This is a genomic window from Roseateles sp. P5_E1 (assembly GCF_054049335.1).
This window is the reverse complement of record NZ_JBFUMN010000007.1, coordinates 118,357-142,797: the sequence shown is the minus strand read 5'-3', so window position 1 is coordinate 142,797 and position 24,441 is coordinate 118,357. Positions and strand designations below refer to the sequence as shown.

21 protein-coding genes and 1 pseudogene are annotated in these 24,441 nt (G+C 67.5%); 7 read left to right on the top strand and 15 right to left on the bottom strand.

Going from position 1 to position 24,441, the window contains the following annotated elements:
• Nucleotides 1-10: 10 nt before the first annotated feature.
• The 5 genes from cobA to nirB form a co-directional block, all read right to left on the bottom strand.
• Nucleotides 11-760 carry a uroporphyrinogen-III C-methyltransferase gene (cobA, locus tag ACXJKJ_RS09885; RefSeq protein WP_056204574.1) on the bottom strand — a complete coding sequence of 250 codons (750 nt, stop codon included), beginning with the start codon at nucleotides 758-760 and terminating at the stop codon, nucleotides 11-13.
• Nucleotides 757-3,498: a nitrate reductase gene (locus tag ACXJKJ_RS09880; RefSeq protein WP_457356324.1), complete on the bottom strand. Its 2,742-nt coding sequence runs from the start codon at nucleotides 3,496-3,498 to the stop codon at nucleotides 757-759. Before ACXJKJ_RS09880 ends, cobA begins: the two co-directional genes overlap by 4 nt.
• Nucleotides 3,499-3,673: 175 nt before the next feature.
• Nucleotides 3,674-4,057, bottom strand: coding sequence for a nitrite reductase small subunit NirD (nirD, locus tag ACXJKJ_RS09875; protein WP_056204572.1), 384 nt, complete (start codon nucleotides 4,055-4,057; stop codon nucleotides 3,674-3,676).
• Between the two features lie 255 nt (nucleotides 4,058-4,312).
• Nucleotides 4,313-5,086, bottom strand: a complete 774-nt coding sequence (locus ACXJKJ_RS09870; RefSeq protein ID WP_457389985.1) for a type IV pili methyl-accepting chemotaxis transducer N-terminal domain-containing protein — start codon at nucleotides 5,084-5,086, stop codon at nucleotides 4,313-4,315.
• Complete coding sequence (gene nirB, locus ACXJKJ_RS09865; RefSeq protein WP_457389984.1) at nucleotides 5,086-7,536, bottom strand: nitrite reductase large subunit NirB; 2,451 nt, start codon at nucleotides 7,534-7,536, stop codon at nucleotides 5,086-5,088. The genes ACXJKJ_RS09870 and nirB overlap by 1 nt, the downstream gene beginning before the upstream one ends.
• Nucleotides 7,537-7,874: 338 nt before the next feature.
• Between nirB and ACXJKJ_RS09860 the strand changes: the two genes are divergently transcribed.
• Nucleotides 7,875-9,623, top strand: coding sequence for a bifunctional protein-serine/threonine kinase/phosphatase (locus ACXJKJ_RS09860; protein WP_457389983.1), 1,749 nt, complete (start codon nucleotides 7,875-7,877; stop codon nucleotides 9,621-9,623).
• Nucleotides 9,624-9,678: 55 nt separating this feature from the next.
• Here ACXJKJ_RS09860 and ACXJKJ_RS09855 read toward each other — a convergent pair whose 3' ends face one another.
• A complete protein-coding gene (locus tag ACXJKJ_RS09855) occupies nucleotides 9,679-10,143 on the bottom strand; it encodes a hypothetical protein (RefSeq protein WP_457389982.1) in 465 nt (154 codons plus the stop codon).
• Nucleotides 10,144-10,203: 60 nt separating this feature from the next.
• Nucleotides 10,204-11,463 (bottom strand): MFS transporter, encoded by a 1,260-nt coding sequence (locus tag ACXJKJ_RS09850; RefSeq protein WP_457389981.1) that lies wholly within the window; start codon nucleotides 11,461-11,463, stop codon nucleotides 10,204-10,206.
• Nucleotides 11,464-11,658: 195 nt separating this feature from the next.
• Here ACXJKJ_RS09850 and ACXJKJ_RS09845 point away from each other — a divergent pair, with 195 nt between their 5' ends.
• Both ACXJKJ_RS09845 and ACXJKJ_RS09840 read left to right on the top strand, forming a co-directional pair.
• On the top strand, nucleotides 11,659-12,915 hold the full coding sequence (locus tag ACXJKJ_RS09845) for an ANTAR domain-containing protein (RefSeq protein WP_457389980.1): 1,257 nt from the start codon (nucleotides 11,659-11,661) through the stop codon (nucleotides 12,913-12,915).
• Nucleotides 12,916-13,094: 179 nt separating this feature from the next.
• Nucleotides 13,095-14,228: pseudogene (locus ACXJKJ_RS09840) on the top strand (IS481 family transposase); the annotation flags it as partial.
• A gap of 162 nt (nucleotides 14,229-14,390) precedes the next feature.
• On the opposite strand, the gene ACXJKJ_RS09835 reads toward ACXJKJ_RS09840, so the two are convergent.
• From ACXJKJ_RS09835 to ACXJKJ_RS09825, 3 genes are read right to left on the bottom strand one after another with little or no spacing between them, the layout of a single operon-like run.
• On the bottom strand, nucleotides 14,391-15,188 hold the full coding sequence (locus tag ACXJKJ_RS09835; RefSeq protein ID WP_457356539.1) for an ABC transporter ATP-binding protein: 798 nt from the start codon (nucleotides 15,186-15,188) through the stop codon (nucleotides 14,391-14,393).
• A 4-nt stretch (nucleotides 15,189-15,192) separates the two neighbouring features.
• The gene (ntrB, locus tag ACXJKJ_RS09830) at nucleotides 15,193-16,098 is read right to left on the bottom strand and encodes a nitrate ABC transporter permease (protein ID WP_457389979.1); all 906 of its coding nucleotides are present in this window, start codon (nucleotides 16,096-16,098) and stop codon (nucleotides 15,193-15,195) included.
• Nucleotides 16,099-16,100: 2 nt separating this feature from the next.
• Nucleotides 16,101-17,348 (bottom strand): CmpA/NrtA family ABC transporter substrate-binding protein, encoded by a 1,248-nt coding sequence (locus ACXJKJ_RS09825; RefSeq protein ID WP_457389978.1) that lies wholly within the window; start codon nucleotides 17,346-17,348, stop codon nucleotides 16,101-16,103.
• 413 nt (nucleotides 17,349-17,761) lie between these two features.
• Here ACXJKJ_RS09825 and ACXJKJ_RS09820 point away from each other — a divergent pair, with 413 nt between their 5' ends.
• The 4 genes from ACXJKJ_RS09820 (at nucleotide 17,762) to ACXJKJ_RS09805 (ending at nucleotide 19,375) form a co-directional block, all read left to right on the top strand.
• Nucleotides 17,762-17,929 (top strand): hypothetical protein, encoded by a 168-nt coding sequence (locus ACXJKJ_RS09820; protein WP_457324220.1) that lies wholly within the window; start codon nucleotides 17,762-17,764, stop codon nucleotides 17,927-17,929.
• Between the two features lie 86 nt (nucleotides 17,930-18,015).
• Complete coding sequence (locus ACXJKJ_RS09815; protein ID WP_457324219.1) at nucleotides 18,016-18,318, top strand: hypothetical protein; 303 nt, start codon at nucleotides 18,016-18,018, stop codon at nucleotides 18,316-18,318.
• A 9-nt stretch (nucleotides 18,319-18,327) separates the two neighbouring features.
• The gene (locus ACXJKJ_RS09810; protein WP_457390004.1) at nucleotides 18,328-18,777 is read left to right on the top strand and encodes a PoNe immunity protein domain-containing protein; all 450 of its coding nucleotides are present in this window, start codon (nucleotides 18,328-18,330) and stop codon (nucleotides 18,775-18,777) included.
• A 238-nt stretch (nucleotides 18,778-19,015) separates the two neighbouring features.
• A complete protein-coding gene (locus ACXJKJ_RS09805) occupies nucleotides 19,016-19,375 on the top strand; it encodes a hypothetical protein (protein WP_457389977.1) in 360 nt (119 codons plus the stop codon).
• A gap of 129 nt (nucleotides 19,376-19,504) precedes the next feature.
• On the opposite strand, the gene ACXJKJ_RS09800 is transcribed toward ACXJKJ_RS09805, so the two are convergent.
• The 5 genes from ACXJKJ_RS09800 to ACXJKJ_RS09780 form a co-directional block, all read right to left on the bottom strand.
• The gene (locus ACXJKJ_RS09800; RefSeq protein ID WP_056194563.1) at nucleotides 19,505-20,122 is read right to left on the bottom strand and encodes an ANTAR domain-containing response regulator; all 618 of its coding nucleotides are present in this window, start codon (nucleotides 20,120-20,122) and stop codon (nucleotides 19,505-19,507) included.
• 39 nt (nucleotides 20,123-20,161) lie between these two features.
• Nucleotides 20,162-21,139: an SRPBCC family protein gene (locus ACXJKJ_RS09795; RefSeq protein WP_457389976.1), complete on the bottom strand. Its 978-nt coding sequence runs from the start codon at nucleotides 21,137-21,139 to the stop codon at nucleotides 20,162-20,164.
• A 185-nt stretch (nucleotides 21,140-21,324) separates the two neighbouring features.
• Nucleotides 21,325-22,608, bottom strand: coding sequence for a TRAP transporter large permease (locus tag ACXJKJ_RS09790; RefSeq protein ID WP_457389975.1), 1,284 nt, complete (start codon nucleotides 22,606-22,608; stop codon nucleotides 21,325-21,327).
• Nucleotides 22,605-23,222, bottom strand: a complete 618-nt coding sequence (locus tag ACXJKJ_RS09785; RefSeq protein WP_056194556.1) for a TRAP transporter small permease — start codon at nucleotides 23,220-23,222, stop codon at nucleotides 22,605-22,607. Before ACXJKJ_RS09785 ends, ACXJKJ_RS09790 begins: the two co-directional genes overlap by 4 nt.
• Nucleotides 23,223-23,352: 130 nt before the next feature.
• Entirely contained in the window at nucleotides 23,353-24,363 is a 1,011-nt protein-coding gene (locus ACXJKJ_RS09780; RefSeq protein ID WP_457389974.1) for a TRAP transporter substrate-binding protein, read from the bottom strand.
• Between the last annotated feature and the right edge of the window lie 78 nt (nucleotides 24,364-24,441).

The following is a 24,441-nucleotide window of genomic DNA, read 5'->3' as shown; positions in this document are numbered from 1 at the left end:
AGCGGGCTCCTCAGCCGACCTTGCGTTGGCCATGCTGCACCGCATCGAGCGCCGCATGCGCAGCCACCTCGCCGATCACCAGCAAAGCCGGGCTCTTCAACCCCTCGCGCTCGATGCAGTCGGGCAGCTCGGCCAGCGTCGTCACCGCGTGGCGCTGCTGTGCCGTGTGCGCCGCGCTGACGATGGCGGCCGGCAGATCCGGGCGCAGACCGGCACCCAGCAACTTGGCCGTGATGTCGGCCGCGCGGGCCACACCCATATAGATGACCAGGGTCAGGCCCGTGCGGGCCAGGGCTGCCCAGTCGGGCTCGGCACGTCCTTCGCCAGGGTGGCCGGTGACGAGGACGACGCCGGGCGAGGCGCGACGGTCCGTCACCGGGATGCCGACGGCGGCGGGGCCGGCGATACCGCTGGTCAGGCCGCTGACCACTTCGACGTCGAGGCCGGCCTCGCGCAGCGCGTCGACCTCCTCGCCGCCACGACCGAAGACGAAGGGGTCACCGCCCTTGAGGCGCACGACGCGGTGGCCGGCGCGGGCCTCGCGAATCATCAGCGCGTGGATGAAATGCTGGTCGGTACTGATGCAGCCGCCGCGCTTGCCGACGCGCAGCAGTCGGCCCTTCACAAGGGCCAGCACGCGTGGGTCGATGAGGTCGTCGGCGAGGACGACATCGGCCGCCTCGATACGTTTCAAGGCGCGGACGGTCAGCAGTTCCGGGTCGCCAGGGCCGGCGCCGACAAGGGAGACGGTGTGGTTCATGCCGGAACTTCCTCAGGCGTTGTGTTGACGAGGCGGCGCAGCGCCGGCAGGCAGGAGCCGCACTGGGTGCCGCAGCGCTTTTCGCCCTGCAGCTGCGACAGGCGCTCGGCCGGGCTGCCGCTGCAGCGGGTCAGGGTCAGGCGGATGACGTCCTCGCGCACGTCAAAGCAGTTGCAGACCTGCGGGCTGGCGGCCACGGTGTTGGTGGGCGGCGTGCCGGGCGACAGCAGCCAGCGGCCAACCGTCGATGCCGCAGTGCGCTCGCGCCAGAGGTCGACCAGCCAGGCGCCTTCGTCGTGCTGGCCAACACGCAGCAGGGCCTGCAACGGCGCGGCCTGCAGATCGTCGCCGTCCAGGTTCAGCAGGCGCAGGCGGCCGCGCTGGGCATCGGCATAGCGCAGCACGGCGGGGCTGTTCAGGCCCAGCACGGCGGCGAGTTCATCGACCAGCTCGGGCGCGGGCGCTTCGGCGCAGGCGGCTTCGAAGGCCCAGCCCACTTGTTCACCCTTCGCCGGTTCGGGCAGGCAGTGCGCGTAGCCGAAGCGGGGCATCAGCGCGCGCAGCTGCTCGCGCAGGCGAGGGCCGTCTGCGGGTGCGACCCAGGCGCAGGCGCTGAGGCGCCAGGGCAGGTCGGCCGGCTCGATGGCGACGGCACTGAACTTCAGCTCGGGCTGCTTGGAGTCGGGGCAGAAGGCGCCCTGCGTCACGGCGTTGACGCCGAGCTGGGCGCCGATGAACTCGTCGCCCCAGTGCATGGCGACGTCGGCGCCGGCCAGGGGCACGTTCTCATCGAGCTTGAGTTGCAGCACGACTTCGCCGCGGCGCGAGCGCACGTGCACGAGTTCGCCGTCGGCCAGCTTGCGGCGCGCGGCGTCGCTGGGGTGGATGCGCACCAGCGGTTTGCCTTCGTGGGCAAACAGGCGCGGCACGCTGCCGCTGCGGCTCATGCCGTGCCACTGGTCGCGCATGCGGCCGGTCGTCAGCGCGAAGGGGTGCTTGGGGCTGGCGGTTTCGGCAGTGGCTTGATACGGCTTGGTGATGAAGCGGGCGCGGCCGTCGGCGGTGGCGAAGCGGCCATCGGTGTAGAGCCGTGCCGTCGGGCCGGTGACGAAGGGCCACTGCTGCGGGCCTTCGGTGTCCAGCGTGACCCAGGACAGGCCGGTGATATCGAGGTCGCGGCCGCGCGTGGCTTCGCGGTGTTCCAGCCAGAGGTCTTCCGGCGTCGTGGCCGTCAGGCGAGGCTGTCGGCCCAGGCCGGCGTCGATCAGCGCGGCGATGTCGCTCACGATGCGCCAGTCGGCACGGGACTCGCCGGCCGCCGGCACGGCCGGGCGCACGCGGCTGATGCGGCGCTCGCTGTTGGTGACCGTGCCTTCCTTCTCTCCCCAGGTGGAGGCCGGCAACAGATAGTCGGCGTAGCGCGCCGTGGCCGTGTGGGCGAAGGCTTCCTGCAGGATGACCAGCTCGCAGCGCTCCAGTGCCTGGCGCACGGTGGCCTGGTCGGGCATGGACTGGGCGGGGTTGGTGCAGGCAATCCACAGCGCCTTGATCTCGCCGCGGGCTGCGGCCTCGAACATTTCCACGGCCGTGTGGCCGCGCTTGCCGGGCAGGTCAGGCACACCCCACAGCGAGGCGATCTCGGCCCAGTCCTCGGCCTTGCCCGGGTCGCGGTGGCCCGGCAGCAGCGTGGCCATGCCACCGCTCTCGCGGCCGCCCATGGCGTTGGGTTGGCCGGTCAGCGAGAAAGGGCCGGCGCCGGGCTTGCCGATCTGGCCGGTGGCCAGGTGCAGGTTGATCAGGGCCGTGTTCTTGGCGGTGCCGCTGCTGCTCTGATTGAGGCCCTGGCAGTAGAGGCTGAGCGAACTCGGTGAGGTGGCGAACCATTCAGCGGCCTGCCAGATGTCGGCCTCCTTGACGCCGCAGACCTGGGCCGCGCGGGAAGGCGCCCAGTCGCGCACCAGTTCCTTCAGCGCGTCGAAGCCTTCGGTGGATTGGGCGATGAAGTCACCCGCCGTCCAGCCCTGCCAGATGACGGCATGCAGCAGGCCGTGGCACAGCGCCACGTCGGTGCCGGGGCGGATCTGCAGGTGCAGGTCGGCGAGCTCGGCCGTCTCGGTGCGGCGCGGGTCGATGACGATCAGCTTGTGTGCGGGCTTGTTGGCGCGCGCTGCTTCGAGGCGGCGGAACAGGATGGGGTGGGCCCAGGCCGGGTTGGCGCCGCTGATCAGCACGCAGTCGGCCAGCTCGATGTCCTCGTAGCTGCAGGGCGGCGCATCGGCGCCCAGGGCCTGCTTGTAGCCGACCACGGCCGAACTCATGCACAGCCGCGAGTTGGAGTCGATGTGCGGCGTGCCAATGACGGCGCGGGCCAGCTTGTTGAAGGCGTGATAGTCCTCGGTCAGCAACTGGCCGGAGATGTAGACGCCGATGGACTCGGGACCATGCTCGGCGCGGATGGCCAGCAGCTTGTCGGCAATCTCGCGGTTGGCCTGATCCCAGCTGATGACCGCGGGCTGAGCGCCACGCTCGGCGCGACGGGCGGGCTCGCGCAAGCGCTGGTGCTGGATGACGACCGGCGTGGCCGTCAGGTGCAGGTTGGTGCCCTTGGTGCACAGCCGGCCGAAGTTGGCCGGGTGGTCGGGGTCACCGCGCACGCCGGTGATTTGGGTGTCGTCATGCTCGATCACAACACCACAGCCGACGCCGCAGTAAGGGCACGTGGATTTGGTTTCGCGCATGGTCATACCCGCCCTCGGCTGTGGAGCCCCTCGCTTGGCGAGGGGATGAGAGGGGAGTGCGCCATGTCACCGCAATGCGGATCGCGCATCCGCGCGTATCCGCAGCCGACGCCACAGTAGGGGCAGGTGGACTTTGTCTCGCTCATGTTCTTCTAGCCAGGCAGGTCTTCGCCGCTCAAGCCACCGCAATCGAAATCTTCGGGCCTGCGACAGGGGCAGGAAGGTCCAAGGCCAGCGTGGCCAGTTCCGTCTGCAGCAGGAAGACTTCACCGCCCTCCAGCTTCACGCGGAAGCTCGGCGTGCAGCCCTCATCGGGTTCGCGGGCCGTGCCGTCATTCAGGCCGATCGTCCAGTTGTGCAACGGGCAGGCCACGCTCTTGCCGAAGACGATGCCCTGGCTCAAGGGGCCGCCCTTGTGGGGGCAGCGGTCCAGCAGCGCGAAGACCTCGTCGTCGGCGTTGCGGAACAGCGCCACGTCGATGCCGGCGGTGCGCTGCACACGGCGCGAGCCCAGCACGGGGATGTCCTGCAGGGCGCAGATGCGGGTCCAGTCGTCCATAGCGTCTACCTCAGTTGTCCAATCCGAACCTGACGGGCCGAGCGACGGGCCGCTCCCTAGCCGGCCCGCGCTGGCGATGTGCTTGCCGGTCGATCCGGCAAGCATCGCCGTCCCCGCGGGGGCTGAGGCCGGACATAAGGCGCCCAGTGGGCGGCTTGTGCCTGCCGAAGGGCTGCGGCGCGAGCCGCAGCGCGGTCTGCAAGACCGACTGGACTCGCGCGCGTTCAGCGACGCGAGGCTGGGCGAGGGGCAGATTCATGCCAGTTGGCGGGCAAACTGCCCCGTCACGGTTTCCATCACGGCGAGCAGGTTCTCGCTCGCCACGAAGACGTTGCTGGCCGTTTCCGGCCCCTGGCTTTCGCCGGCCAGTGCCGACTGCAGGAAGACCCATTGGTTGCGTGCAAGGTCCAGGTTGTCGCGGATGGCGGGCGTTCCTTCAGGGGCCGATGCCAGCACGCGCATGGCGGTCTCGAACTCGGCGCGGGCCTTGATTGTTTCCTTGCTCACGACGTCGGATCGAGCGCCCTGCTGGCCGGCCATGAAGAACAGGGCCAGTCGCTGCGACAGCATGCGCTGCCGGCCCGACATGTTGACCAGCATCGCGGTCGCCGTGGTGGAGCGCTGCTGCAGTTGGCCGGTGGCGACGTGGGCCAGGCTGAGCATTTCGCCGGATGTTTGCAGCAGTTCGTCGACGCGCTCGCGGCTGGGCTTGCTCTGCAGCAAGGCGCGGTAGTCGCCAAAGCGGTGCTGCATGGCCTTGTAGCTGCCGGCGATCTCGGGCGTGGGCGCAAAGGCGAGCAGTTCGCTCAACTGGCGCTCGAAGCGGGCCTCGCTGGCCTCCAGCACCTGGCGCGCACGCGGCGCCAGCTCGGGACGCAGCTGGCCAAGCCAGGCCTTGCCCATGCGCTGGCTGAGCATGCGCTGGGCGCCAGCCTTGTCGATGGCTTCGCCGAGCTGGCTGATGCGGCTCTGAGCCAGGGCAGGCCCGGAGGCCAGGCTCGCGAGAAGAATGACGCGGCGGTTCAGCATCAGACGGCCACCTTGTCGAACTGGCGCAGGTCCACGTGGGCCTTGTCGAAGTCGAACCACGGGTCTGGCTCGCCATCCAGGCTGAACTGCAACTGCGCCCACAGCGCCTTGCGGTTGTCGGCGTCCTCGAGGATCTTCTTCTTCACATGATCCAGGCCGACGCGGGCGACGTAATGCACCGTGCGCTCGAGGTACCAGCCCTCCAGCCGGTASAGCTGCAGGAARGCGCCGCTGTACTCCAGCACCTCCTCSGSCGTCTTCAGCTTSMMGAAGAACTSSGCCACCTCGGTCTTGATGCCGCCGTTGCCGSCMACGTAGATCTCCCAACCCGAGTCGACGCCGATSACGCCGACGTCCTTGATGCCGGCCTCCGCGCAGTTGCGCGGGCAGCCCGACACGGCGATCTTGACCTTGTGCGGCGCGTACATGCGCCAGAGCGCCCGCTCCAGGTCTTTGCCCATCTGCGTCGAGTCCTGCGTGCCGAAGCGGCACCATTCGCTGCCCACGCAGGTCTTCACCGTGCGCAGCGCCTTGGCATAGGCATGGCCTGAGGGCATGCCGATGTCCTTCCAGACGTTGACGAGGTCTTCCTTCTTCACGCCCAGCAGGTCGATGCGCTGGCCGCCGGTGACCTTGACGGTCGGGATCTGGTACTTGTCCACCGCGTCGGCAATGCGGCGCAGCTCCGAGCTCGTCGTCTCGCCGCCCCACATGCGCGGGATGACCGAGTAGCGGCCGTCCTTCTGGATGTTGGCGTGCGAACGCTCGTTGATGTAGCGGCTCTGCGGATCGTCGATGGCCTCCTTGGGCCAGGTCGAGATCAGGTAGTAGTTGATGGCCGGGCGGCAGGTGGCGCAGCCATTGGGCGTCTTCCAGTCCAGCGCGCGGAACACCTCGGCCGAGGTCAGCAGATGGGCCAGGCGAATCGTGTCGCGGGCGTCCTGGTGGCTGGCGTCAGTGCAGGCGCAGATTGCCTTTTTCTTCGGCGTGGCCGAGTAGTCGCCGCCGGCGGTGAACATGATGAGCTGTTCGACCAGCCCGGTGCAGCTGCCGCAGCTCGCGCTCGCCTTGGTGTGCTTGCGCACCTCGTCCAGTGTGAACAGGCCCTTGTCGCGGATGGCCTTGCAGATGGTGCCCTTGGCGACGCCGTTGCAGCCACAGACCTCGTCCGTGTCAGCCATCGCGGCCGCGCGGCTGACGCCCTGATGGCCGACGTCGCCGATGTTGGCCCCCGCCTCGCCGAACATCAGCTTGTCGCGGATATCGCCGATCTTGCGGCCCTCGCGCAGCAGCTTGAAGTACCAGCCGCCGTCCACCGTGTCGCCATACAGGCAGGCGCCGACGAGCTGGTCGTTCTGGATGACGAGCTTCTTGTAGACGCCGGCGAAGGGGTCGCTCATGACGATCTCCTCCGTGCCCGCGCCGCCGGTGAAGTTGCCGGCACTGAAGAGGTCGATGCCGGTGACCTTGAGCTTGGTGCTGACCGAGGAGCCCAGGTAGCGGCCGATGCCGAACTGGGCCAGGTGGGTGGCGCAGACCTTGCCCTGCTCGAACAGTGGCGCCACCAGACCGTAGGCGATGCCGCGGTGGGCCGCGCATTCGCCGACCGAGTAGACGCGCGGGTCGGTCACGGTCTGCATCGTGTCGGTGACGACGATGCCGCGGCTGCAATGCAAGCCTGCTTTCTCGGCCAACGCGGTGTTGGGGCGAATGCCGGCGGCCATGACGACGAGGTCGGCCGGTACGTCGATGACCTGACCGTCCTTGTCCTTGAGCTTGATGGCCTGGACCCGGCCCGAGGGGCCGGCCACCAGTTCCTGCGTCTGCGCGCCGAGCATGAAGTTCAGGCCGCGGTCGACCAGGGACTTGCGCAGCAGGTCGCCGGCGACGCCGTCGAGCTGGCGCTCCATCAGCGTGTCGACCAGGTGCACGACCGTGACCTGCATGCCGCGCAGCATCAGCCCGTTGGCGGCTTCCAGGCCGAGCAGGCCACCGCCGATGACGACGGCGTGCTTGTATTTCGTCGCCGCGTCGATCATGGCGTTGGTGTCGGCAATGTCGCGGTAGGCGATGACGCCATCCAGATCCTTGCCAGGCACCGGCAGCACGAAGGGATTCGAGCCGGTGGCGATCAGCAGGCGGTCGTATTCCGCCGTCGTGCCGTCGGCCGCGATGACGCGGCGGCGCACGCGATCGATCTCGGTGACCGTCTTGCCCAGGTGCAGCGTGATGCCGTTCTCCTCATACCAGGAGAGCGGGTTCAGGATGATCTCTTCGATCGTCTGCTCGCCGGCCAGCACAGGGCTGAGCAGGATGCGGTTGTAGTTGGGGTGCGGCTCGGCACCGAATACGGTGATGTCGTAGAGATCCGGCGTGATCTTCAGCAGCTCCTCCAGCGTGCGCACGCCGGCCATGCCGTTGCCCACCATCACGAGCTTCATCTTCTTCATGCCGGACTCCATACAACAAAGCTGGTCTGCCCTTTGCTTTGCAAGGCATGTGCCAGCGATGAAGCTGGCCTTCAGACCTGCCGCAGCGTGAGAAATCAACCTCAAACGCCCAGCGACGCCCCACGCCGAAGCGTTTGCTAGCCCGGTGCGGGTGCACTCATCCCTGAAACTGCACCAAGATGAAGCCCCTCGTCCAAGGCCTTGCCTTGGCCGGTCCCCCGAGGGAACGGCGATGCTTGCCGGCTCGACCGGCAAGCACATCGCCAGACGGGCCGGCTTGGGAGCGGCCCGGCGCTCGGCCCGCAATACCAACCGCTCACTGACAACGACTCACGCGCATGCGCTTCGAACTCGATACCGGCCTGTCCAGCCTGCAGGGCAAGCGTCCTCGCAACGAGGACTTCGCCGGCATGCAGGCGCCGGCTGCGCACGAGGCCGAGCGCGGCTGGGTCGCGGCCTTGGCTGATGGCGTCAGCGGTGGCGAGCACTCGAATGGCGATGGCCTGATGGCCGCCCAGACCTCGGTTATGAGCCTACTGCGTGACTTCCACGGCGTGCCCGCCGACTGGGACACCAGCGTGGCGCTGGACCGCCTGCTCGGGCACCAGAACGCATGGCTCGCCTCGCACAACCGCCGCCCCGGGCCGGACGGTCAGCCGCGCGAGGCGCTGACGACGCTGACGGCCATCGCACTGCGCGGCCGCCGCTACGCGTTGGCCCATGTGGGTGACAGCCGCGCCTGGCTGCTGCGCGACGGCCAATGCCTGCTGCTGACCCAGGACCATCGCATGGAGCGCCGCGACTTCGCCGGCCTCACGCGCGCCCTGGGCCTGGACGATGCGCTGCGCCTGGACCACAGCGCCGGCGAGCTCAAGGTGGGGGACCGCCTGCTGCTGACCAGCGATGGCGTGCACGGCTCCCTGCGCAGCCGCCAGATCGCCGACCTGTTGCGCACCACGCCCGGCGCACAGGCGGCGGCCGATGCGCTGACCGCTGCGGCACTGGCGGCTGGCAGCCACGACAACGCGACCGCCCTCGTCCTCGACGTCAAGGACCTGGCCGACCCGGGCCTGAACGACCTCGCGGCATTGGGCCGAACCTTGCCCAGCCCCGGGCCGCTCGGTGTCGGCGCGACGCTGGACGGCTACCAGGTCACCGCCGTCGTCGCCGACAACGGCGTGCACCGCCTTTTGCAGGCGCGCGAGCTCGCCACCGGGCGCCTCGTGGCCCTGAAGATGCTGCGCCCCGGCCGCGCCGACGATCCCGAAGAGCGCGCCATGCTGGCCCACGAGATCTGGCTGGGCCTGCGCCTGGCCGAGGCGCCCCGGCACCGTCGGCGTGGGGGTGAGAGCGGTTTTGTGCGCGTTCATGCGCCGGCCGATGGCGCCACCCACTTCTACGCCGTGTTCGACTGGCATGGCGGCCACACGCTGGAGCAACTGCTCGCCAAAGGCCCGCTGGATACGGTCCAGGCTCTGGGCCTGGCCAGCGCCGTCGCGCGCTCATTGAGCCTGCTGCATGCCGCCGGCGTCGTGCACCGCGACATCAAGCCGGCCAATCTGCATCTGGGTGAAGATGGCCAGTGGCGCGTGCTGGACCTGGGCGTCGCCCTGAGCCCACGCGCGCCCGCGGCCTCGCACGAGCTGCATGCCGGCACGCCCAGCTATATCAACCCCGAGCAATGGCAGGATCCGCCGACGCCGGCCGACGCGGGTTCTGACTTGTTTGCGCTGGGYGTGACCCTCTACCAGGCGCTGACGGGCCGCCTGCCCTATGGCGAGATCGAGCCCTATCAACTGGCCCGCTATCGTCGCGAGCCGGCCAGCGTCAGCCGGCTGCAGCCCAGCGTGCCCATGCCGCTGGACCGTCTCGTCATGCGCGCCGTCGCTCGCGAGGCCAAGGCGCGTTTCGAGACGGCCGACGAGTTGCTGCTGGCGCTCGAACGGCTGGCCGCCCGCGACCAGCCCGCCTCCGCGCGCCCGCCCAAGGCCGCGCGCGAGGCGGTGAGCGTCTGGCAGGTCGGCCTGGGCCTGTCCGTGCTGCTCAACCTGCTGCTGATTGCCTGGCTGGCCTTCCTGCCGCGCTAGGGCCTGTTAACGCTACGGCAACGCGACCCCTTGCCGTAGCGTTAACAGGCCCTATTCAGAGCCCAAGGCGGTCGCGGTTGATGCCCTTGACCTCGACATCAAACGTGCAGGAGCCGCTGGCTTGGCCGGTCGTGAACTCGACAGTGCCTGCCGCATGGCCGACCGTGTCTTTCATCTCGAAGCGCGTGAAGTGGAATTTGCCAGCCGTCACGCGCTGGCTCTGGCCTTGTACGCGGATGACCGAGCGCCACAGCGACTCCATGGACAGCGTGTAGTCGCCTGGGCCCGTGATGTCGACGGTCTTCAGCTCGACGTTGCTGGTCGGGGCTTCGCCGCCGTCCAGCGTCATCAGCCGAAAGCGCGACAGCTTGCCCGTCGCGCCCGCCTTGCCGCTGGGCGAGTAGTTGAAGTCGGCGTAGCTGTCGGAGACGCGGATGTCGGCGCCAGCAATCTTGCAGCTGGTGGAGGCCTGGGCGCCGGCGGCCAGACCGACGAGGGTGAGGGCGATGAGGGTCTTCATGCGCCCAGTGTGCCGAGAGTTGCGCGTCGGGCTGTCCCTCGCGCGAGGGGCAGCCGCGACTCAGATGCGTTGGTAATGCACCGGATCGGCGTCCTGGCCGGCCGTGGCGGCTTGGCGTGCGCGGCCACCCTTCTCGGCCCAGGTGCGCGTCCAGCGGATCTGCATGACGCGCATGACCCCCAGCATCAAAACAGCCAACACCGCGAAGACGACAAAACCCCACATATAAGTGCCCGCATGCTGCTTGGACATGCCCATCAGATTGGGCACCAGGCCGCCGCCCAGGGCGCCGATCTCGCCGATCATCGAGCCGGCCACGGCCGTGGCCGCGGGCCAGCGCAGCGGCACCAACTGGAAGAGGGCGCCATTGCCCGCGCCCAGGGCCGCGAAGCAGACGATGAGCAGCAGCGTCGTCAGCACGAGGGACCCGCTGCTCATGCCGATCAGGGCCAGCGTGATCGCGACGACGACCAGCACAAAGGTCAGCATGTTGACGCCGCCCCAGCGGTCCGACAGCCAGCCGCCCACCACGCGCACCGCCGCGCCCATGAAGGCCGCCAGCATGGTCAGCTGGCCGGCCTGCACCTTGGAGACGCCGAACTGGTCGTAGTAGTAGGTGGGCAGGAAGGTGGTGAGGCCGATGAAGCCGCCGAAGGTCACGCCGTAGATCAGGCTGAAGGCCCAGCCATCCTTCTCGAACAGGCAGGCGACGTGCTCGCGCAGCGAGGCATGCGCGTCGACATCGGGCGGCTCCTTGGCGAAGATGATCATGACCAGCATCGGCACCAGGATGGCGGCCGCCGCGAAGGCATAGACCGTCTGCCAGCCATAGGCCTGGGCCAGCGGCGGCGCGACGAGCACCGACACCGCCGTGCCGACATTGCCCGCGCCCACCAGGCCCATGGCCAGGCCCTTGTACTGCGGCGGGAACCAGCCCGAGCCCAGGCTCAGCGCCACGCCGAAGCTGGCGCCGGCAATGCCCAGCAGCACGCCCATGGCCAGCAGGTCGTCATAGCTCTTCACCATGAAGAAGCCATACAGCATGGCCACGGCGATCATGCCCATCTCGACCAGCGTCGCGTTCTTGCGGCCGATGTATTGCGACAGCAGACCGAGCGGGAAGCGCATCAGCGCGCCGGCCATGATCGGGATCGACAGCATCAGCCCCTTCTGGGCCGGTGTCAGGTGATAGGTCTCGCTGATGAAGGGCGCCAGCGCGCCATTGAGCACCCAGATGCAGCAGGAGAACGCGAAGTACAGGAAGGCGGCGAACAGCGTGGGGCTGTGGCCGGCGCGTTTGAAGTTCTGGAATGCGGACATCTTGGGCTCTATCGTGCTGGCTGCACGCGCCCACGCCAACCCACCGGTCGCGTGCCAGGGCGGCAAGGACGTGCAGCGGGAGGGTTTCCGCACCATTGCGGGAACCACGGCCGATACTTGCAAGCCTCATGCCCACCCGCCGGCAACGTCGCTGGCCTGTTTCTTGCGCCGTTTTGGGGCGTGAAGCCTGAAGCCATGCCTGATACCGCCGCTCCTACCTCGCTGCCCCTGCTGCCCTCGCTGATCTGCGGCCCTGAACCGCCGCCCCAGGTGGCCGCTTTGCAGGCCCTGGGCTGGTCTGTGTGCACCGTTTCGGAGCTTGCGCCGCCCGCCGACGGTCCGGCCGTCGGGCTGCTCTGGTGCCCGGACCGCACCGCCTTGGCGCAACTTCTGCACTCGGAGCGGGCTTTCGGCTTGCCCGTGGTGCTGCTGTCGCCGCCGCCTCAGGGGCCCGAGCGGCAGGCTGCGCTGGCCCGCGGTGCCGTGCAATGGCTGCCGGCCGACGTGGATGCCAGCGTGCTGGGCGAGGCCTTGCTGTGGGCGCGTGATCTGACTGCCCAGCAGCATGCCCGCGAGCTCGCCGCCCAGGCCAAGCTGGACGAGCGCAAGTGGACAGAACGTGCCAAGGGCCTGTTGATGCAGGCTCGCGGCATCGACGAGGCGGCCGCCTTCGCGCTGTTGCGCAACACGGCGATGCAGACCCAGTCCAAGTTGCCCGAGGTGGCGCGTGGCGTCGTGCACACGAGCGAGCTGGCCGAAGCGCTGGAGCGCGCCGGCGCCCAGCGCATGCTGAGCCAGCGCCTGGTCAAGCTGCAGGCCCTGCGCCAGTGGCCGCGCCTCACGCCGCCCGAGCGCCGCGAGGCCCAGGCCCTGCTGGACGCGTCGGCCGAACGCGTGGCGGCCAATCTCGCCCGGCTGGCCGAGCTGCTGCGCCACGATCTGGCCGAGGAGTTGTCTGCCGTATCGGCCGCCTGGGCTCAGCTGGACGCCGCGCTGGCCAACCGCCAGCCCGACCTCGGCCGCAGCGACCGCGCCGCCCAGCGTCTGCTGGAAAGCAGCGAGACGCTGGTCGCCCGCCTGTCCGAACGCGCCGGCCAGCGCCCGGTCGGGCTGTTGGCTCAGGTCACGCGGCTGCGCTTGTTGAGCCAGCGCCTGGCCAAGGAAGGCCTGCTCGCCCAGGTCATGCCGGGCCACGACGCCAGCGGCCTCGCCGCGGGGCTTGATGAATTCATCAAGGCCTATGACAGCGTGCGCGCCGCGCCACTCGCAGGCCCGACCCTGCAGCCGGCCTTCAAGGACGTGGACGAGGCCTGGCTGCTGCTGCTGCGTGGCCTGCGCGTCGAGCAGGGCGACGCGGTGCAGCGCATGCACCAAGGCAGCGAGAGGCTGCTGCAGGCGCTGGAGGCGTTGATTCAGGCGTTGCAGGGGTCGTTGCAGTTGATCTTGGGGTGAGGTGGGGTTTTGGGTTGGATGCTTTTGCCCGGCGTGCGTTTGCTTGCTGCATTGCCGGGAGTCCGTCCCGGCGGCCGGGTAACTTTCTTCTGCGGCGCTGTATAGACCGGGGACATAGGTAACGGGTGTGCCAGGACATGGGTAACGCTTTCGGGGTTTAGAAGCCCCGGAAGAAGCCCATGGTCTGGACGGAGAAGAGCACCGTGTCCCTGCGTGAAGAATTCGTGCACCTGGCCCGCCAGGACGGCGCCAACGTGCGTGCGCTGTGTCGCCGGTTCGGCATCAGCCCCAAGACCGGCTACAAGTGGCTCGGCCGCTTTGAACTCGCTCAGGGCGATGTCCAGGTGCTGCATGACCGCAGTCGCCGCCCGCTGAGCAGCCCCGCTCGCAGTTGCGATGCCATCGAGCAGGCCGTGCTGGCCGTTCGTCGCGAGCACCCCGCCTGGGGCGGCCGCAAGATCGCCCGGCGCCTGGCGGACCTTGGCCAGGCTTGCGTGGCGCCCAGCACCGTCACGCGCATCCTGCATCGGCACGACCTGATCAGTCCCGCGGCCAGCGACACCGCCCGGCCCTGGCAGCGCTTCGAGCACGAAGCTCCGAACTGTCTGTGGCAGATCGACTTCAAGGGCCACTTCCCCACGCTGGCCGGGCGTTGCCATGCGCTCACGCTGCTGGACGACCACTCGCGCTTCAACCTTTGCCTGCACGCGCTGACGCGCACCGACACGCCCGCTGTGCGCGATCAACTCATCCAGGCGTTCCAGCGCTACGGGCTGCCGCTGCGCATCAACGCCGACAACGGCTCGCCCTGGGGCACGCCTAAGGCCAGCGGGCACAGCCTCAGCGAGTTGGCGGTCTGGCTGATCCGCCAGGGCGTGCGAGTGAGCTTCAGCGCTCCTCACCATCCGCAGACCAACGGCAAACTGGAGCGGTTCCACCGCACGCTGGACGTGGAGGTGCTGGCCGGGCGGCACTTCACAGACATCGCTGCTGTGCAGTGCGCGTTCGATGCCTGGCGCCCGAGCTACAACTGCCAGCGTCCGCACGAGGCACTGGGCTTGCAAGCGCCCATGCAGCGCTACCGGCCCAGCGCCGTCGGCTACAACGAGGTGCTGCGCCCCATCGAGTACCCCGACACGGATTGCGTGGTCACCGTCGGCTGGAACGGCTTCTTCCACTTCCAGCGGCGCAAACTGCACGTGTCCAGCGCACTGCAGGGACTGCCCATCGGCATCCGCCCGAGCCTGGAGTGCGATGGCCTGCATGACGTGTACTTCTGCCATCAGCGGTTCACGCAGTTCGACCTGCGCGAGCCGACGTTGGTACCCATGTCCTGGCACGGGTGTTACCCATGTCTCCGGTCTATACAGCCCCGCAGAAGAAAGTTACCCGGCCGCCGGGACGGACTCCCGGCAATGCATCGATCAGCAGCGCTCCCCGCAAAAGCAACCTCAAACCCTCAAACCCTCAAACCCTCAAGCCGCCTGCTCCACATGCGCATGCCTTGTGTACAGGAAGTCGATGACCTCCTTGCGTGCCGCCACATAGCGAGCGTCTTCCGCCAGCTCCACACGCACCCGCGGCCGCGGGATGCCCACCGACAGGATCTCGCCAATCGTCGCCGCCGGCCCGTTGGTCATCATGACGATGCGATCCGACAGCAGCACGGCTTCGTCCACGTCGTGGGTCACCATGACCACCGTGCTCTGCGTGCGCGCGACGATCTTCAGCAGTTCGTCCTGCAGCTTGGCGCGGGTCAGCGCGTCCAGCGCACCGAAGGGCTCGTCCATCAGCAGCACCTTGGGCTCCATGGCCAGGGCCCGGGCGATGCCGACGCGCTGCTTCATGCCGCCCGAGATTTCATGCGGGCGCTTGTGCAGCGCATGGCTCATGCCCACCAGCTCCAGCGCGGCGCGGGCGCGCACCTTGAGCTGGGCGGGGCTCTCCTTGCCGCTGAAGACGGACTCGACCGCCAGCAGCACGTTGTCCAGGCAGGAGAGCCAGGGCAGCAGCGAGTGGTTCTGGAAGACGACGGCACGCTCGGGCCCCGGTGCGGCGATCTCGCGGCCGTCGCAGATCAGCGCGCCCGAGGTTGGCGCCAGCAGGCCGGCGATCAGGTTCAGCAGCGTCGACTTGCCGCAGCCCGAGTGGCCGATCAACGTGATGAACTCGCCGCGCTGCACGTCGAGATTGACGTCCTGCAGCGCATGGAAGCGCCCCTTGCGGGTGGTGAAGACCATCTCGGCGGCTTGCACTTGGATGAAGGGCTTCATGGCATCAGTCCTCGAAGGTGAAGTGCTTGGCAAGAGACATCAGGAACCATTCAAGCAGCAGCCCGACGGTACCGATGACGAAGATGGCGATGATGATGTGGGCGACGTTGAGGTTGTTCCACTCGTCCCAGACCCAGAAGCCGATGCCGACGCCGCCGGTCAGCATCTCGGCCGCGACGATGACCAGCCAGGCCGTACCGACCGACAGGCGCACGCCGGTCAGCACATAGGGCAGCACCGCGGGCAGCAGGATGCGCGTGATGACCTTCCACTCGGACAGGCGCAGCACGCGGGCGACGTTGAGGTAGTCGACCGGCACGCGCTGCACGCCGACGGCTGTGTTCACCACCATGGGCCAGATCGAGCAGATGAAGATGGTCCAGATCGCGGCCGGGTTGGCGCTCTTGAACACCAGCAGGCCGATGGGCAGCCAAGCCAGCGGAGACACCGGCTTGAGTAGCGCGATCAGCGGCGACACCATGCGGTTGGCGAACTCGAAGCGGCCGATGATGAAACCCAGCGGGATGCCGACGAGGGCCGCCAGGCCGAAGCCCATGCCGACGCGCGACAGCGAGTTCAGGATGTTCCAGCCGATGCCCTGGTCGTTCGGGCCCTTGCGATAGAACGGGTCGGAGAAGAGCTGCACGGCGGCATCGAAGGTTGCTGCCGGGGTGGGGAAGCTGCCGCCCTTCATGGTGGCCAGGCCCCAAAGGCCAATGAGCAGGGCCATGCCGAGGACGGGGGGCAGCACGCGCATCGCCAGCGCACGCCAGTCGTAGGGCGTGCGTTTCGGTGCAGGCTTGGGCATCTCGGCGGGTGCGGCAACCGCGGGGCGGCTGGCGCTGGCGGTGGTGGTGGATGCAGAAGCCGCAACGGCTTCGCCCGGGGAGTGGAAGACTGCGGAGACCATGATTAAGCCTTGATCTTGAAGCCGTCGGCGTACTTCGCCGGGTCCTTGCCATCCCAGACAACGCCGTCGATCAGCTTGCTGGTGCGGAAGTCACTCTTGGGCACGTTGATGCCCATGGCGCTGGCCACTTGCTTGTAGAGCGCCGTCTGGTTGACCTGCTTGGCCACCGCCAGGTAGTCAGGGTGGGACTTGAGCAGGCCCCAGCGCTTGTGCTGAGTCAGGAACCACATGCCGTCGGACAGGTAGGGGTAGTTCACCGTCCCGTCGTTGAAGAACTTCATGTGGTTGGGGTCGTCCCAGGTCTTGCCCAGGCCATTCTGGTAGCGGCCCAGGATGCGCTGGTTGATCGCGTCGACACCGGTGTTGATGTAGGCCTTCTGCGCGACCGTCTCCGCCATCTTCAGCTTGTTGGACAGGCTGGCGTCGATCCAGCGGCTGGCCTCCAGCAMGGCCATCATGACGGCGCGGGTGGTGTTGGGGTACTTCTTGACGAAGTCGGCGCTGGTGCCCAGCACCTTCTCCGGATGGTCCTTCCAGAGGTCCTGCGTCGTGTTGGCCGTGATGCCGATGCCGTCCATGATGGCGCGGTGGTTCCAGGGCTCGCCGACGCAGAAGCCGTCCATGTTGCCCACGCGCATATTGGCCACCATCTGCGGCGGCGGCACGGTGATGAGCTTGGCGCCCGACATCGGGTTGATGCCCGCGGCGGCCAGCCAGTAATGCATCCACATCGCGTGGGTGCCGGTCGGGAAGGTGCCAGCGAAGGTGTATTCGCGCGGGTTGGCCGCCATCACCTTGGCCAGCGACGGGCCGTCGACGGCGCCCTTGTCGGCCAGCGCCTTGGACAGCGTGAAGGCCTGGCCGTTGTGGTTCAGGTTCATCAGCACGGCCATGTCCTTCTTGGGGCCGCTGGTGCCCAGATGGACGCCGTAGACGAGGCCGTAGAGCACATGCGCCATGTCCAGCTCGCCGTTGACGAGCTTGTCGCGCACGCCGGCCCAGGAAGCCTCCTTGGTCGGGATGATCTTGACGCCGTACTTCTTGTCGAAGCCCAGCTCGGCGGCCATCACGACCGATGCGCAATCCGTCAGCGGGATGAAGCCGATGCGCACTTCCTCCTTCTCGGGCTTGTCCGATCCCTGGGCCCAGGCACCGCCGGCCAAGCCGAGGGTGGGGAGGGCTGCAGCCGCGGCCAGCAGGCTGCGGCGCTGAAGGTGGGGCGTGGCGTTCGAGTTGTCGCTGGCGGTCATCACGGGCTCCTGTTCATGCAAGGCGCAACGCCGTGCGACCACGCATCGCCCGCACCGCGACGAGCAGTGCGAGCGACAAAGGAGAGGTCGGACGCCGTTGTCCCGAAGTGCCGGCCGATTCATCAGCCGGCCGGCCCGAGAGGCCTGCGCCATTGCAGGCCTCGCATTGGTTAACGCAGGTTGCGTGCCAGCCCCCGCACCGTGGCGCCAGGCCCGATTTGCACGCGCTTGGCGCATGGCAGGCGCTGTGGCGGGCGGTTTGCGCCGGGTCGGTGCGTGCAGTCGCGACGCGTGTTGGTGCGTCCGGGTGCGCGGCGCCCCGGGTGCGGGCATGCATTTTTAGGAGCGCCCGCAATTGCCCGCCGACAGGGTCAGCCGCTTCAATGCGGCCATACCAAGACAGGGAGCGCCCCATGCGGCTGGACAACTACAGCGTTGCCCCTTTTGAAAGCCTTGATGCCTTCGATCCGGTGCAGCGTGACGCCGATGCGCCCCGGCATGGCGCATCTCGCTCTCGAGAAAGCAGCCAAGCAGCGAGCAATTGCAACGATGGAACAACATACGATCGGGAAGCTTCCTGATCGTCAGACCGACAGAGCTGGGCGGCTCCTATGCCATTCCCAAGGTGCTGATTCCGGATCCGAAGACGCTGCCGCCGAAACACTGAATGACACGCATCATGTCGCTTCGAGAAGACCTGGAAAACTTCAACGGTTCGATCAATCTGGCGATCGGCAACCCACCCGATGATTACCCCGATTGGAGCTATGTGACCTATGAAAGCCACATGGCCGACATCAAGGAACTGTGGGCATCGATTCGCCCTGCGCTGAAGCGCGACCTGGCCGAAGCCCAGCAGATCGACGCCAAACTCGCCGAGATGTTCAGCGCCTTTGACGCCGGTGAGAAGGAACGGGGCCGCAAGGCAGCGCTGTTCATCTACAACATGGAGCCGACCCGGCTGCGCTGATCGCCGCGACTGCCGCTGTGCTTCACATGGCAGCCGGGGCGACGGATCGGCACTCAGCTTTGCCACTTCAAGCCCCATGCACGACTGCTGGCGGTGATGGATGCGCCGCCCGGCCGGCAACCGAAGTTGCTCCAGGACTTCGTCAAGCATTGGTACGCCGAACTCCACCACCCGCCCAGGAAGGGCATGTCACGCCTGATCAACCTGGACGAATGGCCCTACTGGTATGACAACCACGAGGGCGTCAGCAGCTATTTCAGCAATTGGTGCGTGGAAGCCGTCGCCGTCGTGAAAGCTTTCGGCGTCGACGACTCGCTCTGCCTTTCGCTCCCCAACTACCCCGGTGACCTGCTGAGGCCGCAAGGACCGACAACGCACGCCGGCAACGGCCTCGCGCCCGCCCCGGCGCCGGCCCCAACCAAGCCGGGTTGGTTGCAAAAGCTCAGGCGTGCGTTTTAGCGCGATAGCTTGAGGTGAACTGGCGAACCCCAAGAAGTAGCGGTCAGTCGACGTTGGGGTTGCGACCCAACTTACCGCGCTGGGCCGAGGCGATGCAGGCGGGCAAGGAGGTGAGGGTGGAGGTCAGTCCTGTCTATGCCGCTGTTGGCGAGGTGCCCACGAGGATCGACGTGAGGTATTGGATCGACGGCGCGGCGACCAAACGAGTGTTTCCCAATACCCCCGGGGGATGAATTTGATGCTGAACAAACTTGATGAATCTGTGCAGGCCATCGCCGGGGCGTTGTTTGCGGTTTGCGAAAGCTCTGGTGCGGCGAAAGTGCGCTTCAGTTTCCGGGTCACGCCCGATGCAAGCGTGTTGGCGCCTGACTACTGGTTCACGTCGCCGGATGGCGCTGTCAGGAAGGACTTTCCGAAGCGGGAACTTGAAAGCCTGGTTGAAGATGCAGCGCTGCGTCACTGGCGCCTTGCCCAGGATCTCGGCCAGCCCCGCTGGTACATGATGACTGTCCAGCTCAAGCGCAGTGGCAAGTACTCGGTGGACTTCGAGTACCGCGACGACTACAAGGAAGGCGACATCATGAAAGAGCTGGATTGACAAGGCTGCACGTGCAAGCTCGACATCCCGATCCTTCTTGGCAGGCCGGTGCCCCGGCGCGGTAAATGACGCACACGCAGCAGCCGCCGCATCAGCCCTGATTGGTGCGCGCGCGCCCCAGGCCGAGGCTCAGCGGGCGCGCAGCAGCTGATCCGCATCAATCAGGCGCATGGCGACCGAGGCCAGCGTCTGCCCACCGTCCATGGCCAGCTGGCGCAGGCGCTGGAAGGCCGCCTCCTCGTCCAGCCCTTGCTCGCGCATCAGGATGCCGCGCGCCTTCTCGACGAGCTTGCGCTCGGCCAGCTGGGTCTGGGTCTGGCGCAGGTCGCGCTGCAGGGTCTGGTCGTGCTCGAAGCGGGCCAGGGCCAGTTGCAAGAGGGCACCCAGGCGCTGCGGCGGCAGGCCGGCGAGCTGCAGGGTGCTGATGCCGGCCTGCAGGGCGGCGCGCATCTGCTCCGGGCCCATCTGCTCGGCAAAGAGCAGCACCGGGCGGGGCTGTTGCTGCAGGGATTCGCCCAACTGGGCCAGCAGCTCGGGTGTGGGCTGCTCGCAGTCGACCAGCAGCAGCTCGGGTGCCAGGCGCTGCAGGGCCATGGGCAGGGCGTCGGGCTGGGCGACGAGGTCGATGACGTCGACGAGCTGGCAGCGCAGCCGGATCAGCTCCAGGCGGATGACGGGGCTGCGGCGCTGGCCGGCATCCGCCAGCAGCACGCGCAGCCCGGGGAGGGCAAACGGGGGCGTGTTCATGCCCCAGGGCAGTGCAAATAGCGTGCCGTGGGGCGTTTCCTAGGTCTTCAGCGGCAAATACAGGTGCACGACACCGCGCCGGCCGGGTGCCGACTCGCCCAGGTAGCAGGCATAGGGCGGCAGCTGCGGATGCGGCTGGTGCTGCTCGATGCGCAGGCGCTGCATGGCCTGGTACCAGGCCAGCTCCAGCGCCTCGGGCGGGCCGTCGTAGCGCAGTACATAGGCGGCGTGGGCCGCTTGCTGCTGCAGCTTGAGGCCGTTGGGCAATGCGGCATCGGCGGGAAGTTCGACGCCGACCCGGCAGTCGACGATGCGCAGCTTGAGCTGGGTCTTCAGATAGTGGATGGTGGCGGTGCCGGTTGCCGCCAGCCCCGCCGTGGCGAGTTGCTCACGCACCTCCTTGATCCGTGGCGGCAACTCCGCGGCCAGCTTGTCCAGCGGGCTGCGGTGGTGCGCCTGGGCGTAGGCGTGGGCGCGCTGCTCCTGCACGCCGAGGTAATCCAGCGTGTAGGCCGGGGGCGTTGACTCCAGCGTCGCGGCGAGGCGGTCCAGGCCGAAGCGCAGGTCCAGGGCCGTGGCACCTTGTACGGTGGCGGCAAAGGCGCGCAGCGTGAAGGCGACGCGGCCCTTGAAGCGCCAGGTGACCCGGGTGCCGCCCGGCGCGGGGTCGAAGCGCCAGTCCGAGCGGCCGCGATAGGCAAAGGGCAGGGCGAACTGCAGGCGCTGGCGCAGCGCGCGCGACGGCGTCTGCCCCGTCTGGCGCACGCTGCCGCGGCCGACGTGGGGCACATCCCAGGCCAGGGCGATGCCATCGGCCTCGGCGCGAGCACCGCGCGCATGCTCCAGCCAGGGGTTCCAGGCCTGCCACTGCGCCAGGTCGCTGACGCGCTGGTAGATGGCCTCAGGCGGCGCGGCGATGAGCCGGCTCTCCTCGGCCCGCACCCGGCCGCTGTAGCGGCCCATGTAGACGAGCAGCAGCACTGTCAGCAGGGCCAGCGCGAAGAGGAGCGCACTCATGACTTGTCAGATCTCCATGCGTGAATGAGCGGAACCGGTATTTGGGCCGAGCGCTGGGCCGCTCCCGAGCCGGCCCGCGCTGGCGATGTGCGTGCGGCTCGATGCCGCATGCATCGCCGTCCCCTCGGGGGACCGACCAGACGCGGCTGCGTTCAGCGAGGCGCGGTTGGACGAGGGGCCCCAACTCACAACATGCCCATCATCTGTGGAACGACGAGCGTCAGCCAAGGCCAGTAGGTGACGATGACGAGGAAGACGATCATCGTCAGCAGCCAGGGCATGACGGCCTTGGTCAGCTCGGTGATGCCCAACTTCGAGATGCCAGAAGCGACGTACAGGTTCAGGCCCACCGGCGGGTGGCACAGGCCCACTTCCATGTTGACGTCGATCAGGATGCCGAAGTGCACCGGGTTTACGCCCAGCTGCATGGCGGCCGGGAAGAAGATCGGCGCCATGATCAGGATGATGGACGACGGGTCCATGAAGTTGCCCGCACCCAGCAGCACCAGGTTGACGACGAACAGGAAACCGCTCTGCCCCAGGTTCATGCCCAGCAGCCAGTCGGCCAGCTGGTGGGGCAGGTTCTCGTTGGTCAGCACGAAGGAGAACAGCACCGCGTTCGTGATGATGTAGAGCAGCATCGCGGACATGTTGGCCGAGTCCTTCAGCACCTTGGGCACGTCCTTGAGCTTCAGGTCCTTGTAGACAAAGATGGCCACGAAGAAGGAGTACACCGCCGCCATCGCCGCCGCCTCGGTCGCCGTGAAGGCGCCCGACCAGATGCCGCCGACGATGATGACGACGAGCAGCAGGCCCCAGAAGCTCTTGCGGAAGGCCTGGAAGCGGGCCATCCAGCCCATGCGGGCCAGGCGCGGGTAGTTGTTCTTGCGGGCGATGTACCAGGTCACCGCGGCCAGCATCAGGGCCAGCGTGATGCCGGGCAGCAGGCCGGCGACGAACAGAGCGCCGATGGAGGTGTTGGTCGAGATCGCGTAGATGACCTTCGGAATCGACGGCAGCATCAGGATGCCGAGCGACCCGGCCGTGATGATGACGCCGGCGCCGAAGCGCATCGGGTAGCCGTGAGCCACCATGGCGGGCAACACGATGGAGCCGATGGCCACGACCGTCGCGACCRACGAGCCGCAGACCAGCGCGAACATCGAGCAGGCCAGGATGGACGCCAGCGCCAGGCCGCCGTGGAAATGCCCCACCATCGACGTGGCGAAGTTGATCATCCGCCGCGCGACACCGCCGTGGGTCAGGAAGTTGCCGGCCAGGATGAAGAAGGGCACGGCCATGATTTCCCACTTCTCGATGCCCGTGAACAGCTTCAGGGCGACCGATTCGATGGGGACCTGGGTCATCGTGACGATGAAGGTCATCACGGTGAGGCCGAGCGAGATGCTGATCGGCATGCCGGTCAGCATCAGCGCCAGCAGCAGGCTGAAGATGATGAGTGCATTCATTTGCGGGCCTCCACTTCCAGCGGGGTCTGTTCATCCACGCCCTCGACGTGGGACTCGTCATGCTTGGGCAGTTCGCCGGTCTTGTGGAAGGTCCAGCAGACCTGCAGGAAGCGATAGCACATCAGCGCCGAACCGAGCGGGATGGCCGAATAGACCATCCAGGTCGGCCATTCCAGGTCAGGCGTCGTCGGGCCTTCGTACACGTCCTCGCGCGGCTGGCCGATGAGGTCCAGGAAGGCGTGGTGGGCGCCGTTGTCCCAGACGAAGGTGCCGCCCAGCACGGCGATGGCGCCGGTGAACAGCGCGCCGGCCAGCAGGCCGAAGATGACGAAGCGGCCGCGGTTGGCGGGCGACATGCGGTTGATGATGACGTCCACGCCGACGTGGATGCCGGTGCGCACGCCATAGGCCGCGCCGAACTTGCACATCCACACGAACAGGATGATGCAGAGCTCCTGGGCCCAGCTCACGTGGATCTTGAGGGCGATGTCCTGGATATAGGGCAGCCCGGCCAGGTAGCGGTGCACGACGGCGAAAAAGATCACCAGCGTCGCCGCGGCCATCAGGAAGGAGATCATCCACTCCTCCAGATGATTGAGCGCTTTGTTCAACATGAGTTTCTCCAACCGCTTCCGGCGGACGCCAGGCGGTGTATTGACCGAGCGAAGCCGCGGAACTGGCTTTGCCAGGCCGCTGGCTTGCCCCCTGGGGGGCCGGCGTCAGCCGGTACGGGGGGGGGGGGGCTTATTTCGGCGCGACGAAGCCAGCCGTCTTGTAGGCGGCCTCGATGGTGGCCTTGCCGACGCGCGATTCCATCTCCTTGTGGACGGGCATCAGCGCCTTCTTCCACTCGTTGGTCTCGGCGGGCGTCGGCGTGTAGATGGTCACCTTGCCGCTGGCTTTGATGCCTTCCAGCGCGCGGCCGTTCTCGGTGCTGGCGATGGCGTTGGCGTAGGTCGTGGCTTCCTTGATGGCCGCTTCCAGCTGGGTGCGGATGTCCGCCGGCAGGCCGTCCCAGAACTTCTTGTTGACGATGACCGCATAGGCCAGGTGGCCGTGATTGGACATCGTCATGTGCTTTTGCACTTCGAAGATCTTCTGCGTGTAGAAGTTGCTCGGCACGCCTTCGGTGCCGTCCACCACACCGGTCTGCAGTGCCTGGTAGAGCTCGGAGAAGGCCATCACCTGCGGGATGGCGCCCAGGGCGCGCATCTGCGCGTCCAGCACCTTGCTGGACTGGATGCGCATCTTCATGCCCTTGAAGTCCGCCACGTTGTGCAGCGGCTTGTTGGCGCTCATGATGTGGAAGCCGTTGTCCCAGTAGGCCAGGCCCTTGATGCCCTTGGGTTCCAGCTTCTTGAAGAGATCGGCACCGAGCTGACCGTCGGTCACGGCGCGGAAGGAATCGGTGTCCTTGAACAGGTAGGGCAGGTCGAAGACCTCGAACTCCTTGACACCCAGCGGCCCGAACTTGGCCAGGGACGGCGCCAGCATCTGCACCGAGCCCAGCTGCAGGGCCTCCATCTCTTCCTTGTCCTTGTAGAGCTGGCTGTTGGGGTAGAGCTCGATCTTGACCTTGCCGCCGGTCTTCTGCTCGGCCAGCTCCTTGAAGCGCTGGGCGCCCTTGCCCTTGGGCGTGTCGGGCGCGACGACGTGGCTGAACTTGATGACGATGGGGGCCTGGGCGAAGGCCGCCGTGGGCAGGCTGAAAGGCAGGGCCAGGGCGACGGCGAGTGCGAGACGGCGCAGGATCATGGTTTGTCTCCGATATTGGAATGAGGGGTCTGGACGGCATTCTTCCGAGCCCGGGACCCTGCAGATAGTTGTGGAGTT

Coding starts and splice junctions, on each gene's coding strand:
- ACXJKJ_RS09785 (WP_056194556.1), bottom strand. CDS start 23,222: ATGTTGAACAAAGCGCTCAATCATCTGGAGGAGTGGATGATCTCCTTC.
- ACXJKJ_RS09855 (WP_457389982.1), bottom strand. CDS start 10,143: ATGAAGACCCTCATCGCCCTCACCCTCGTCGGTCTGGCCGCCGGCGCC.
- ACXJKJ_RS09850 (WP_457389981.1), bottom strand. CDS start 11,463: ATGTCCGCATTCCAGAACTTCAAACGCGCCGGCCACAGCCCCACGCTG.
- ACXJKJ_RS09870 (WP_457389985.1), bottom strand. CDS start 5,086: ATGCTGAACCGCCGCGTCATTCTTCTCGCGAGCCTGGCCTCCGGGCCT.
- ACXJKJ_RS09880 (WP_457356324.1), bottom strand. CDS start 3,498: ATGCGCGAAACCAAATCCACGTGCCCTTACTGCGGCGTCGGCTGTGGT.
- ACXJKJ_RS09815 (WP_457324219.1), top strand. CDS start 18,016: ATGACACGCATCATGTCGCTTCGAGAAGACCTGGAAAACTTCAACGGT.
- ACXJKJ_RS09835 (WP_457356539.1), bottom strand. CDS start 15,188: ATGAAGCCCTTCATCCAAGTGCAAGCCGCCGAGATGGTCTTCACCACC.
- ntrB (WP_457389979.1), bottom strand. CDS start 16,098: ATGGTCTCCGCAGTCTTCCACTCCCCGGGCGAAGCCGTTGCGGCTTCT.
- ACXJKJ_RS09820 (WP_457324220.1), top strand. CDS start 17,762: ATGCGGCTGGACAACTACAGCGTTGCCCCTTTTGAAAGCCTTGATGCC.
- ACXJKJ_RS09805 (WP_457389977.1), top strand. CDS start 19,016: ATGCTGAACAAACTTGATGAATCTGTGCAGGCCATCGCCGGGGCGTTG.
- ACXJKJ_RS09780 (WP_457389974.1), bottom strand. CDS start 24,363: ATGATCCTGCGCCGTCTCGCACTCGCCGTCGCCCTGGCCCTGCCTTTC.
- ACXJKJ_RS09845 (WP_457389980.1), top strand. CDS start 11,659: ATGCCTGATACCGCCGCTCCTACCTCGCTGCCCCTGCTGCCCTCGCTG.
- nirD (WP_056204572.1), bottom strand. CDS start 4,057: ATGGACGACTGGACCCGCATCTGCGCCCTGCAGGACATCCCCGTGCTG.
- ACXJKJ_RS09795 (WP_457389976.1), bottom strand. CDS start 21,139: ATGAGTGCGCTCCTCTTCGCGCTGGCCCTGCTGACAGTGCTGCTGCTC.
- ACXJKJ_RS09800 (WP_056194563.1), bottom strand. CDS start 20,122: ATGAACACGCCCCCGTTTGCCCTCCCCGGGCTGCGCGTGCTGCTGGCG.
- cobA (WP_056204574.1), bottom strand. CDS start 760: ATGAACCACACCGTCTCCCTTGTCGGCGCCGGCCCTGGCGACCCGGAA.